Raw genomic sequence first — 13066 nt, 5'->3', positions numbered from 1 at the left:
AAAGGCACGGCCCCGTCTACCGTAGGCTTGACGCATAAGCGACAAATAGCGTCCACAACGCGACAAACGACCCAGCCGCAGAGAAGCAGACTTTCATCGCTGCGACCTTATTCGATCTGATGACTGGAAACGTCGACGCTCACGCCAAGAACTTTGCCCTTTTGTACGAGCCTGGGGGTGGGGTCCGCGTTGCTCCCAGATACGACTTGATGCCCACCCGCCTTGATCCCGACCTGACCGACCTCCTGCCCTACGCGATTGGCGAGGCAACCAAGCTCACGGAGATTACCGAAGAGGATTTCTCGGTCTTTCTTCGCGCCCTCGGGATTGTCTCAGAAAGGGCTCAACGACGATTGCGGTTGGGTCTGACGGGACAGGTGTCCGGTTCCTTGATCGGAGAGCTCCGTCGGATGGATCGCAGCGGAATGAAGCGCTTCGCCGACCTCATCGGACATAATATCGACGAGCTGTTGACGGCCTTCGGCCTGCCTGTGCCCGATCAAATCCGGGAGCGCGATGCCTACCTAGACCGAGGCGGTGGTTGGCTGCTTGGATCGTAGACCTGAAGCAACAGCGACAAGTCTAAGAGCCACGTGGAGTGCCGGCCTTTCAGTTGTGAAAAGACCTGCTTTGAGATTTTGGCGAGGTGAAGCTAGATTTTGCATTAAGCAAGTTGATCCAGGATCCGGCGAGCGCGCTCGGTGAGCGGCGCATCCACCATCCTGTTTTCGATCTGACCGAAGGTCAGGGAAGTCGATAGTACAACCACACCGCAATGGAGATAATCTGGGCAAGAATGCGAGATGCGGCGTGAAAGCGGTCGACGGAGCTTGATGATGCCCGCAGCTACCATCGCATCCACTAAGGCGATGCTTCCGCAGGCCCAGTGATCTGCGCATGACTGGCCACGTTTTACCGAACCTATCGCCTGAGCTAAACTCTGTCATTCGCCTTACATGAATCCCGCTTAAACCTTAAAATCGGGGATGATCGTTCCATGCAAGGCCGCGCCCATATACTGCAACGAGGCTGCTGGATGCCTGCGAGCATCTGCTTTGCGAAGCCGAGGCTTTGGAAGAGCTCACTGCGCGGCGGATCGCCGACGAAGCGAATGCGACGCCGTCGGCGATTTCTTACCATTTTGGCTCGCAGGAAGCGCTGATCGCCGCCGTCGCCGAGCGCGTGTACCGCCGGCTGAACGCGGAACGGCTGCGCCTCCTGCAGAAGAGCGTCGACCGCAAGGCACCCGGGCCGGCTAATCTCGGTGAGGTCATCGCAGCCCTTATCGGCCCGTCGATCCGCTGGCGCCTCGACCCAACCTCCAGCTATGCGGTGCTGTCGCCCTTTACCTCGACGGCAAAGAAGCATTGTGAGCGCGCGCCGCACTATCGGCGCATCATTGATGATGTCGAGCATCATCGTGCCTTCATTCCGCATCTCAAGCGGATAGCGCCCTGGCTCGACGAGGTGGATATCGGCTGGCGGCTCAACTGCGCGCTCGGCATCCGCTCGCAAGTCACCCGCTCGCGGTCGCGCACCGAGGTGATGACCAACTACCGCATGAATCTCGACGATCCCGACCTTGTTATCGCCCGCATGGTGGAAGTCATCGCGCCCATGTTCCACCGCATTGCCTGAGGTCAGCGGCTCGGCTGCGAGCCGGCCTACTGCGTTTCGAACACCATTCGAAATCCGTCACGACGGGGAAACAAACCCCTTCTATCGATCCTCCCGACTGCGGGACGATGTGACTGCCCATGCCGGAACCCCTTTCGTTCCCTCGCCCGCTGTCGCCGAAACCGTCATCCATGGAGGCATCCGGTGCGACGCGAAACCACATTCATCCATCTGACCGACCTGCATATCGGCACCACCGACGACAGCCATCTGCACAGCGACACGACCGAGACGCTGCATCAGGTGCTCGATCTCGTCGCGACCGTGACGCCGAAGCCGCGATTCGTCATCGCCAGCGGCGACCTCACCAATCGCGGCGATGCGGAAAGCTTCCGCCGCTTGCAGGAGATCATCGACGCCAAGATCGACGTGCCGGTCATCTACGCGCTCGGCAATCACGACACCCGCCCCGGCTTCTATGAAGGCATGGGCATCGAGACCGACGATCCGGACGCACCCTACGACCACGAAACCATTATCGACGGCATCCATATCATCACCATCGATTCGACGACGCCGGGCCTGATCGGTGGCACGATCGATCCGGAACAGTCCGACTGGCTCGCCGCCCCGCTCGACAGCCACCCGGACCTGCCGAAGCTGATCGTCGTCCACCCCCCGCCGGCACTCGGCGAAGAAGCCGACGTCACGCACTGGCGGACCATCCACTTCCCGCAGTCGGAACGTTTTCGGGAACTGCTGAAGGGCCGCAACATCATTGGCATCCTGAGCGGCCATATCCACCACGACCGGGTCTCGGTCTGGCACGGCATCCTGGTCGTCGTCGGCACCGGCCAGCACGCCGCGACCGACATCTTGCGCACCGACGTCCTGCGCATGGTGCGCGGTGCCTCCTTCGGGATTGGCACTATCCGCCCGTCGGGCCTCACCATGGCCTTCGTGCCGCTGCCGTCCGACCGTGCCGAGCTCAACACCTATCCGCTCGAACTTCTGATGGCCCGGGCAATGCCCGTCGCAGCCGAATAACCTTCACCCGGAGGCACGCAAATGCTGCGCAGAACCACGCTCAAGCTCATGGCGACGCTCGCCGCCGCCGCCTTCCTGCCGCTCGGCGCGTTTGCCGAAATGCCGGCAACCATCGACAAGCCGGTCACGATCAGCTTCTACAATTACAACCTCGCCTCCGCGGGCATCGGCTCGGAGGCCACCAAGGAACTGATTGCCGGCTTCGAGAAGAAATTCCCGAATGTGAAGGTCGAGACGGTCGCTGTTCCGCCGAACGAGATCATCAACCGCGTGCAGGCCGATATCGTCGCCGGCAAGCAGCCGGACGTCGCTCAGTTGACCTTCCGCGACCTGATCTTCATCGCCAGCGACCTCGGCGGCAACGCGCTCGAGGATATGGTGAGCCCCGCAGAGCTCAAGGACCATCTCGCCGGCATGATCCCGAAGGGTCTCGAACTCGGCAGGGTCGACGGCAAGACCTACGGTCTCGCCTACACCTTCTCGACGCCCGTCCTCTATTACAACGGCGACCTGTTCAAGCAGGCCGGCCTCGACCCGAACAACCCGCCGAAGACCTGGGCCGACGTCGACATCGCCGGCAAGGCGATCAAGGAAAAGACCGGCAAGAACGGGCTTCTTCCCCGGCGCCTACGGCCCGAGCGACGGCACCTTCGTTTACCAGGCGATCGTCATGTCGAACGGCGGCAAGGTGCGCGACGGCAACAAGCTCACCTTCGCCGACAAGAATGCCGCCGAAGCCGTCAAGATGCTGCGCGATATGGTCGATAGCGGCGCCCATGCCAGGATCGATCCGGCCAGCGGTTCGGACACCTTTGCCGCCGGCAATCTCGGCATGTTCGTCTACACGACCGCGACGCTCGGCGCCTACAAGAAGGCCGCCAAGGGCAAGTTCGACCTGCGCATCGCTCCGATGCCGTCCTTCGGCGAAAAGCCGACCGCTCCGACCAATTCCGGCAGCGCCCTCTTCGTCTTCAGCAAGGATCCCGACAAGCAGCGCGCCGCCTACGAGCTCCTGAAATACCTGACGAGCAAGGAAGCCTACACGATCATCACCAGCAAGATCGGCTACTTGCCGCTGCGCCTCGATATCGTCGACGACCCGAACTACCTCGGGCCCTGGGTTAAGGAAAACCCGATGTTCCGCGCCAACCTGGAACAGCTGAACCGCCTCACTGCCAATGTCGCCCTCCCCGGCCCGAACTACCGCCAGGTCGAGAAGATGATGATGGATTCGGTGCGCGAAGCCGTTTTCGGCAAGAGCGATCCGGACGCAACGCTCAAGGCCGCCCAGGACCAGGGCCAGGACCTGATGCCGTAACCCATCACGAGGGGATGCCGGGCGGGCGCTATCCCGCCCCGCGTCGTTATCCGTTCGGGGTCCTTTCGGGGAAATTTCATGACCGATATCCAGGCCGATCTCGCAAGACCGCTCTCCGTTGCCCGGGTGCCCGCGGCTGCCCCGCCCGCGCGCGACCTTCACCCTGCAGCCCTGGCTCTATCTCGCGCCGGCGCTTTGTCTCCTCATGATGTGGACCTATGTACCGCTGGACGAGGCGTTCCAGCTTTCCTTCTACCAGTGGAACATGCTGCCGAGCGCGCCGCAGCGCTACGTGGGCCTGACCAATTACCAGCACCTGTTCGCCCTGCCCGAGATGCGCGCCGCCCTCTGGAACACGCTTTTCTACATTCTCGGCCTCTTCCCGATGTCGGTGATCATTCCGCTTTTCGTGGCGATCTGGACTCAGGACCTCGAAGGCCGCGCCCGGACGATCTACCGCGCGCTGATCTTCGTGCCGATGATCGTCGCGCCCGTTGTCGCCGCCATCCTCTGGCGCTGGCTGCTGAACGAGGACCAGGGACTGATTACGCTCGGCCTCGAGCAGATCGGCCTTGGCCGCATCGGTTTTCTGACCGATCCGAAATATGCGCTGGCGACGCTGACCTGGATCACCGGCTGGAAGCTGATCGGCTTTTCCACCCTGCTGTTTTCCGCCGCCAATGCCGGCATCAACTCCTCCTATATCGAGGCGGCGCGCATCGATGGCGCCAGCCGCTGGAGGATCATTCGCGACATCCGCCTGCCGCTGCTGTCGCCGACCATCCTGCTTCTGTCGATGATGACGATCCTGTTCGGGGCGCAGTGGAGCTTTGCCTACATCAACGTGCTCACCAATGGCGGCCCGCTGAAATCGACCACCAACATCTTCTACCTGCTCTGGGAATACGGTTTCCAGACCATGTCGGCCGGCTGGAGCTCGGCGGCCGGCATGATCGCCTTTGCCGGTTTTGCGGCCATCGCAGCAGGTTGCATGTGGCTCACGAAAAGGTTCGCGTTTTATGACAACTGATGCTTCCCCTGACCGTCCTTTGCTCCCGTCTACCGGTCTGAAGGATGGCAGCATCCGCCGGTTCGCGGTGCATGCGGTTATGATCGTCCTGTCTTTCCTGTCGATCTTCCCGATCTACTGGATGATCGTCACCTCGCTTCGGCCGGAGAACGAGATCTTTTCCACTTCGCTCTGGCCTTCCAACCCGTCGCTCGAAAACTATGTGTTCGTGCTGACCTGCATTCCGATGACCGGGATGCTGGTCAACACCACGATCGTATCTGCCGCGACGGCCGTCCTGCAGGTGGTGACCGGCCTGTTTGCGGCCTATGCACTAGTGCGCTGGCGCATGCGCCTTTCCGGCGTCATTCACGGCCTCATTGCACTTTCCTGGCTGGTGCCTTTTCAGGTCACGATGATCCCCAACTATGTATTCGCCTCGCGGCTCGGTCTTCTCGACACGCTGACCGGTCTCATCGTGCCGAATGCGGCGCATGCATTCGCAATTCTTCTGCTCTACAATGCGATGCGCTCCTTCCCGACCGAGATCCTCGAAGCGGCCCGCATCGACGGCGCAAGCAGCTGGAAGATCCTCTGGCAGATCGTGGTGCCGAACATGGGAGCGCCGATCGCCTCCCTGTCGATCATCGCCTTCATCTCCGCCTGGAACGAATATTTCTGGCCGCTTCTTCTGTCGCGCAAACCGGAAAACTCCGTCGTCCGGATCGGCCTGCAGATGTTCATGAGCCAGGAGGGCAATCTCTGGGGACCTCTGATGGCCGCTGCGGCACTCGCCAGCCTGCCGATCCTCGTCATCTACCTGGTCCTGCAGCGCCACGTGATCGAATCCTTCATGAAATCCGGAATCCGCTGATATGCTAGCTTACGAACGCCTGATCGCACTGGACGGCGCCCACAATGTCCGCGACCTGGGCGGTTACAGAACCGCAAACGGTGGCCTGACCCGCTGGCGCTCGATCCTGCGCGGCGATGGGCTGCACCGCCTGAGCGCGGGCGATATCGATACTTTGCTGGACAACGGAATACGCACGGTCATCGACCTGCGTAACGCCCACGAGATCGCCGCCGAACCCAATCCGTTTACCGGCCATGCCCGGGTGCGCTACCACAACACGCCGCTGTTTTCGGCGCTGGCGCCGGTCGAGATGATGGCGGATGCCGCGGTGAGCTTCGACATGAGTGATCGGTATTGCCAGGCGATCGACGATTGCCAGCCCGCTATCGCCGAAGTCCTGAAGATCATCGCCGACGCCCCGGATGGCGCGGTGCTCTTCCATTGCAGCGCCGGCAAGGACCGCACGGGGGTCATCTCCGCGCTGCTGCTCGCCAACGCCGGCGTCGATGAGGCGACCATCATTGAAGATTATGCGCTGACCGCGACGATCTCCGGTCCGTTGATCGCAACGCTTCGCGAAAGGGCGCTCGGCCGCGGCACGCCGGTTGCGCTCGTCGATATCGTGCTCGCTTCCAAGCCGCACAGTATGCAGCAACTCATTAGGTACATTCGTGAAAACTATGATGGATTTGAGGGGTACTTGCGCGGCCTGGGGGTGCAGCATGGAACCTTGACGAGACTGGGTGAGCGCCTGCTGCATAACCCATAGCTCCACGATTATTCCCCGCGTCAGGCCCCCTTGAAGGCTTACCGGCTTCTCCCATTTTTACGATTTCGGCCTCCCGCAGTGTCGCGTTAACGGCTACAGGGATTGCTGGTAGACCGAGTCTGCGCCGGCCGACATCACGCGTCGTCGCTATACCGCTTTCCTGCCCCCCGGACAGCGAGCGACCCTTTTTCGTTCGCGGTCCCTTCACGGCGTCTCGCGTGACTTCCACGGAGGATAAAATCGAATACCGGTTCGGGATGCCCCGGTATCGTTGACTTCAAGACTGCGGGCGTTTCGGCGGCGGTTTCCGCCTGGTCAGCAAGCGCCGCCGGAGAGATACCAAGTGCGCGCGCGAAGCCGCAATGCTGCATCGTTCCCAATTGGCGAAACAGAGCGGCGGCGCGCCCGGCATGACGTTGGGCTGCCTCATGTTTACCTTCGCGTATCTTCACGCCGGCTGCCGAAATCAGGATCAATCCTTTGAGGAGCATACGCACCGCACTGCCGCGTTCCGCTACCTGCCAAAGTCCTTCCCAAGCCTCATGCGCCTCCCAGTAATAGCCATGATTGAAGAGATCCTGGCCCCAGGCGAAGTCTTCCGAGTCCAGCGGGGCCTTTGTTGGGACGGGCAAAGGTTCGACATGATAACTATGTCCCGCGGGGTCGCGCACGGGATGCGGCTGCCGGCCCGGCAGATAAGCATAATTCGGAAAACTTCTTTGCGGTAACAGTCGAAGACGTTTCACCACATGGGTAACCATTGCAATTCGCGTCACCGCATAACCATGGTCTGATATGAAGCTGCTGCCAAGTCGGTTTTAAAATTTTGCCCAGCGCTCTTGCAAGCTATCGTTGAAAATACGGAATGAAAACTGCTACGCAATCCGAGGCTCGAAACAAGATAAGGACCAAACAGATTGCAGATGACAGCTCACCGCCTTAAGGCTTGGTAGCGGCAATCAGCCGTGAACGCGCGTCGAGGATTTGTTGATGGCCACAGGCACGATTAAGTTCTTCAATGGAGACAAAGGATTTGGGTTCATCACACCCGAAAATGGAGGAGCGGACGTCTTTGTACACGTCTCTGCCTTGCAGGGCGGCAGCTTTCTGAGTGAAGGACAGAAAGTGAGCTACGACGTCGGTCAGGATCGCAAGACCGGGAAATCGAAGGCAGAAAACGTCCGCGTTCTTTGATTAAGATCGTTATATTGGTGACGTCCGCGCGCTGGGCCGCTTCCTTCTTGAGGTGCCGGGCAACGAGCCCTGCGCGGTAAGGTGCTTTTCGCGCCGGTGCACGGGGGCGGACTGAGCCTAAGGTGGAATTCGACCCTCTGTGCTCCCATGTCGCCCAATTCACTGTCCAGTTTTTGTATACAATTTTCGGACAGTGGAATTTTAGGGCAGCACATCCTACTCGACCGCATCCACCAAAAAAGCCGACCTTGGCGCCGCGGCGGTTATGCTCTCGCAGCTCACTCGGAGTCGATCGGCGTGGATATCCAGAAAGCAATCCTCGATGTTCCGTTAGTTGTCGAGGAGGCCGTATTCGACGAATGCCATGATCGCGCACCTACCATGTTACTGAAAAGTCATACAAATTCGCCAGTGTGAATATTGTGTGACATGCGCATGCAAGCGCCGCACCATTATCCATTTGTTATCTGTTGCCCGCGTATCGATGCGCCAATGCTGCACTGCACGCGGCTGCCACTTCATTTAATTTCGGGACTCTCATGAGCTGGGTCGATCGCCTCCTCTCGCGTTTCAAAATCCAAACGAAGGTGTTGTTGCTGGTATTGCCCTTCATCCTGAGCATCACGGCGGTTGGGGTGACGGGAATCCTCGCTTCAGGCCTGCTACAGAGCCGTATGGCGATATCCAACGACGTTTCGGCCTCGCTGCGTGGCTTCAAGGATGTTTATGCCGCGATGATCGGCTTTCTCGATCAGACGACCGAGGAAAACCGGGCGCTCGTCTTCGAGCGGCTCGGGGAGCAGCGCGCCGCCCTCGACGCTGCCCGCGCACGCCTGACCCCTCGGTCCGAAGGCTGGGCGGAGCTCGACAGCGCATCGACAGCACTCGCTGCGATCGACGGCCGGATGGACGACCTCTGGGTGCTGCATGCCGATGAAGCGCGGCTCGAGGCCGGCATCAAGGACGCCCTAGGAGTCATCGCCACGTCGCAGACGGATCTGCTGACCGCCGCCATCGCGTTTGACACGTCATTCAGGTCACAGGAAGACGACGCCAAGCAGAAATTGCGCGACGTGCAGAAGATCCTCTCGGCGACGAGCTTTGTTGCTGCGCTGGGAGACGCATTTGCCGCACGCAAGGATGACATTGAAGGTTATCAGCAGCTCACCGCGGCGATAGGCGACCTGAAGGTCCACCAGAAGCTGCTTCCGATCGCGTTGCCGAAGAATTCCAAATCGCTGGCTAAGGCGTATTCGGCCAGCACGAAGGCGTTGATGGCGCTCGTGGACGACAAGGCGCACCCGCCGGAAAACATTCAGAAAATCCTCGATACCTTCGCGCAGTTCAAAACGCTGAAGGAGCCACTCGAAGCGGCGGCGACCGTGAAGATGCAGGCCGTGTCCGCCACGTTCGAACAGCTTGGCGCGTCGCTCGCCAAGGCCGGGTTCGTGATGCAGGATACGCGGCATCTCACCGAGGCCATCTACCTGACGCGCATCGCACTTGCCGAGTTCATGCTCGACCGCTCGTCGGAAAAGCAGTCGACCCTGGCGACGAACCTCGCGGAATGCCGGAAGGCGCTCTTTACGCTGAGCGCCCCGGCGGGCGTCCTCGCTTTCGCCGGGGAGCAGTCGGCAAAGCTCGCGCCGTCTTTCGACAGGATCGAGCAGGCGGCCGCCGAACTCGTCGGCGCCACCGGCAAGCGTGCCCAGCAATTCCAGGCTGCCACCGCCGAGGTCGACCATATCGGCAAAGAGCTTTCGCTGTTCGCCGACCTGCAGCAGAGCGCAGCCGGGCGCCAGAGCCAGGATGCCAACATGCTGTCCGTCGGCGCCATGGCACTGGGCGTAATCATCGCGCTCGTTTCCGGTGCGGCGCTGGTGCTGACGCTGAAGGGGCCGATCGGCCAGATCACCCAGGCAATGCGCAACCTCGCCGGCGGCATGCTCGACACGGCTGTCGGCAACCAGAACCGTGCCGACGAGATCGGCGAGATGGCGCGTGCCCTCGACGTTTTCAAGACCAATGCGAAGGCGAAGATCGTTCTCGAACAGCTGTCGGAGCAGGAACGGGCCGCGGCCGATGCCGAGCGTGAACGCAACGAGGTGGACAAGTCCCGCCGCGATGCAGAAATCGCCTTCGCGGTCGACGCCTTGGCGGGCGCGCTCGACGCCATGGCGAAGGGCCGGCTGACCTGCACGATCGAAACACCATTTGCTCCGGCGCTCGACAAGTTGCGCACCGATTTCAACGCCGCCGTCGCAGGACTGAGGCAAACTCTTGTCGAGATCCGCATCACATCGTCCGCCATTCAGGGAAGCGGCCGTCACCTCGCCGACGGTGCCAAGGCGCTCTCCGGTCGAACCGAGCAGCAAGCCGCGTCGCTCGAAGAAACGGCCGCGACCGTCGACCAGATCGTCGCCACGATCCGCAAGGCGGCGGACCAGGCGGCCAATGCCAACCGAACCGTCTCCCACGCCAAGCAGGGCGCCGATCGGTCCACCGTCGTCGTGGGTAATGCAACCTCGGCGATGGGACGCATCGAGGGCGCATCCAGCCGGATCGGCAACATCATCGAGGTCATCGACGACATCGCCTTCCAGATCAACCTGCTGGCGCTCAACGCGGGCATCGAAGCGGCACGCGCCGGCGAGGCCGGCAAGGGCTTTGCCGTCGTAGCGCAGGAAGTGCGCGAACTTGCGCAGCGTTCCGCTGGGGCCGCCAGGGAGATCGCCTCGCTGATCGGAAATTCTACCGCCGAAGTCGCCACCGGCGCCGGCCTGGTTTCCGAAACCGGGGCCGCGTTGCTGGATATTTCCGAGCACATCGTCGGAATCTCGACCCAGATCGAAGCGATTGCGATGTCGAGCCGGGAGCAGGCGTCGTCGATCGCCGAGGTCAATGTTGCGATTACGCGCCTCGACCAGCTGACGCAAAGCAATGCTGCCATGGCCGAGGAGACTGAGGCCACGAGCTGGACGTTGTCGGGCGAAGCCGACAATCTGATGGATCTCGTCGACCGGTTCGATCTGGGAGAAAACAGTGGCCAATCGGAAGAAATGAAGGCGGCCTAAAAGGCTAAAATCCGCATGGGAAGATCCTGATCGCTGGAGCATTCGACCGTCGGCATCGTCGATTGATCGAACGTCCGAAAAGGCGGAAGCGCCGAATGAGCGGGCAACCCTGCAAGCCGGTCGTCGGGTCATTGTCGAAAGCAATTCATTCCGGCTGCTCCAATGGAACGTTTCTCCTCTCGTGGAGTTCATCTGCAGGCTTCAGGAGGAGCCTCAACATGAGAAGCGAAGCAAGAACGCCCTCCCTGATACATTGGAGTGCGCCCGTCCATGTCAGAGTAGGACATGGATCTAGCGAGAGCATTTTTGGACCAGAGGCCGCGGTTGAGTATCTTAGATATCGCTGGCCGGCGCGAAGTAACCAACACTATCTGAATGCCATGCGAGCCTGCACCGCAGCAATTGATCGGAGCCAGTCACCCGATTTTGCCCGCGATGCATTCATTGCCGCCTGTATCGAGGCCGACATGCTGGCCTAGCTCGCATGAACATCGATCCCGAAGGTTTTGCAAGAATGTAATTCCTGACTAAGCGTAAGGTGCTCGACTGCGCTCAATCTGATGGCAGCCGATTACGATACGCGTGAGAGCCTGTCCATAGCACCAACGCACTGCGTCCCGACGACTAATGCAAAGTCACTAGGCGGTTTGGCTCAGCAAGCTCCTTCGATAACAGGCCATTCAGCGCGACCAACCTTTCATCAAGCGACCACCCACGGCTAAGGTCATGGTCAATCATCCCGTGAAGCGGCCCTTCGAGAGAAGCCTGGCAATCTTCAAGACGCTCTGCGCCGACAACGATGTGGCGTGGGTCCTGATCACGTACGGTCCTCAGTCTTCCGAGGGAATAACGATCCTGCGCTCAAGCAGCATTTCCTCAACGTGCCGCAGCTAAGCAGAAACCGGCAATAGAGCCAGACAGCGCGGGCGATGATCTCTGGCGGGAAACGATGGGTCTTGTATTGGCCGATGGGCTGGCTCATGCCCATGATCAATATTTCAAACTGGCCCGCTTCTTGCTGCCTCTCCCTTTCATGCCTGCCTGGATATCCATCCGGGTGAGTTAACGGAAGCGCTGGAGGAGCACGATGAGCAAAACAGAAACCTTTTATGATGTCATTCGCCGCCAGGGGATTACCCGACGCAGTTTCACGAAATTCTGTAGCTTGACGGCGGCGAGCCTCGGTTTTGGTCCGGGCGCGGTAACGGCGATGGCCGAGGCACTCGAAACCAAGGAACGGGTTCCTGTTATCTGGATGCACGGCCTCGAATGCACCTGCTGCTCGGAAAGCTTCATCCGCTCGGCCCATCCGCTGATCAAGGACGTGGTCCTATCGATGATCTCGCTCGATTATGACGACACGATCATGGCCGCGGCCGGCCATCAGGCTGAAGCCATCCTCGAAGAGACCAAACAGAAGTACAAGGGCAAGTACATCCTCGCCGTCGAGGGCAATCCGCCGCTCAACGAGGACGGCATGTTCTGCATCGACGGCGGCCGGCCCTTCGTCGAGAAGCTCAAATGGATGGCCGAAGACGCCATGGCGATCATCGCCTGGGGCGCCTGCGCCTCCTGGGGCTGCGTCCAGGCCGCAAAGCCCAACCCGACCCAGGCAACGCCGATCGACAAGGTGATCCGCGACAAGCCGATCATCAAGGTCCCGGGCTGTCCGCCGATCGCCGAAGTGATGACCGGCGTCGTCACCTTCATCACCACCTTCGGCCGATTGCCCGAGCTCGATCGGCAGGGCCGGCCGAAGATGTTCTATTCGCAGCGCATCCACGACAAATGCTATCGCCGTCCGCATTTCGATGCCGGCCAGTTCGTCGAGGAATGGGACGACGAGGGCGCACGCAAGGGCTACTGTCTCTACAAGATGGGCTGCAAGGGCCCGACCACCTACAATGCTTGCTCGACGGTGCGCTGGAACGGCGGCGTCTCCTTCCCGATCCAGTCCGGTCACGGCTGCATCGGCTGCTCCGAGGATGGTTTCTGGGACAAGGGCAGTGTCTATGAACGCCTGACCACGATCAACCAGTTCGGCATCGAGGCCAATGCCGACCGGGTCGGAATGACCGCGGTCGGCGTCGTCGGCGGTGTGATCGCGGCCCACGCCGCCATCACCGCCGTCAACCGCGTCATCACCAAGCGCGAAAAAACCGACGCTTAACACTCTGGGCAA

11 protein-coding genes and 2 pseudogenes are annotated in these 13066 nt (G+C 60.7%); 11 read left to right on the top strand and 2 right to left on the bottom strand.

The annotated features are described in order from the left end of the window. Window positions 1–77 precede the first annotated feature (77 nt). The 8 genes and pseudogenes from C9413_RS04435 to C9413_RS04405 all read left to right on the top strand — a co-directional run. A pseudogene (locus C9413_RS04435) lies at window positions 78–560 on the top strand (HipA domain-containing protein); the annotation flags it as partial. Between the two features lie 511 nt (window positions 561–1071). After that, entirely contained in the window at window positions 1072–1638 is a 567-nt protein-coding gene (locus C9413_RS04430; protein WP_246703689.1) for a TetR family transcriptional regulator, read from the top strand. A 183-nt stretch (window positions 1639–1821) separates the two neighbouring features. Beyond that, window positions 1822–2664: a metallophosphoesterase gene (locus tag C9413_RS04425; protein ID WP_170250219.1), complete on the top strand. Its 843-nt coding sequence runs from the start codon at window positions 1822–1824 to the stop codon at window positions 2662–2664. Between the two features lie 21 nt (window positions 2665–2685). Beyond that, on the top strand, window positions 2686–3432 hold the full coding sequence (locus tag C9413_RS34155; protein WP_267285109.1) for an extracellular solute-binding protein: 747 nt from the start codon (window positions 2686–2688) through the stop codon (window positions 3430–3432). Further along, window positions 3335–3982 carry an extracellular solute-binding protein gene (locus tag C9413_RS34150; protein ID WP_267285108.1) on the top strand — a complete coding sequence of 216 codons (648 nt, stop codon included), beginning with the start codon at window positions 3335–3337 and terminating at the stop codon, window positions 3980–3982. Before C9413_RS34155 ends, C9413_RS34150 begins: the two co-directional genes overlap by 98 nt. Window positions 3983–4100: 118 nt before the next feature. Further along, the gene (locus tag C9413_RS04415) at window positions 4101–5012 is read left to right on the top strand and encodes a sugar ABC transporter permease (RefSeq protein ID WP_040114143.1); all 912 of its coding nucleotides are present in this window, start codon (window positions 4101–4103) and stop codon (window positions 5010–5012) included. Then, window positions 5002–5865, top strand: coding sequence for a carbohydrate ABC transporter permease (locus C9413_RS04410; protein WP_040114142.1), 864 nt, complete (start codon window positions 5002–5004; stop codon window positions 5863–5865). The genes C9413_RS04415 and C9413_RS04410 overlap by 11 nt, the downstream gene beginning before the upstream one ends. A gap of 1 nt (window position 5866) precedes the next feature. Continuing rightward, entirely contained in the window at window positions 5867–6616 is a 750-nt protein-coding gene (locus C9413_RS04405; protein ID WP_040114141.1) for a tyrosine-protein phosphatase, read from the top strand. A gap of 134 nt (window positions 6617–6750) precedes the next feature. Here the strand turns inward: C9413_RS04405 and C9413_RS04400 are convergent, their stop codons facing one another. Next, complete coding sequence (locus C9413_RS04400) at window positions 6751–7248, bottom strand: DUF309 domain-containing protein (protein WP_223844060.1); 498 nt, start codon at window positions 7246–7248, stop codon at window positions 6751–6753. Between the two features lie 358 nt (window positions 7249–7606). Between C9413_RS04400 and C9413_RS04395 the strand changes: the two genes are divergently transcribed. After that, window positions 7607–7810, top strand: a complete 204-nt coding sequence (locus C9413_RS04395) for a cold-shock protein (protein WP_040114140.1) — start codon at window positions 7607–7609, stop codon at window positions 7808–7810. Window positions 7811–8349: 539 nt separating this feature from the next. Next, window positions 8350–10884, top strand: a complete 2535-nt coding sequence (locus tag C9413_RS04390; RefSeq protein WP_170250218.1) for a HAMP domain-containing methyl-accepting chemotaxis protein — start codon at window positions 8350–8352, stop codon at window positions 10882–10884. A gap of 845 nt (window positions 10885–11729) precedes the next feature. Here the strand turns inward: C9413_RS04390 and C9413_RS04380 are convergent. Continuing rightward, window positions 11730–11866 (bottom strand): annotated as a pseudogene (locus tag C9413_RS04380) (IS6 family transposase); the annotation flags it as partial. A gap of 105 nt (window positions 11867–11971) precedes the next feature. Between C9413_RS04380 and C9413_RS04375 the strand changes: the two are divergent. Then, window positions 11972–13054, top strand: a complete 1083-nt coding sequence (locus C9413_RS04375; protein WP_040114138.1) for a hydrogenase small subunit — start codon at window positions 11972–11974, stop codon at window positions 13052–13054. The last annotated feature ends 12 nt before the right edge of the window (window positions 13055–13066 follow it).

Source organism: Rhizobium sp. SEMIA 4085, from assembly GCF_013004495.1.
In the GTDB taxonomy this organism is placed as follows: Bacteria; Pseudomonadota; Alphaproteobacteria; order Rhizobiales; family Rhizobiaceae; genus Rhizobium; species Rhizobium gallicum.
Note: the sequence above shows the minus strand (reverse complement) of the source record. Positions and strands in the feature narration are given on the sequence as shown.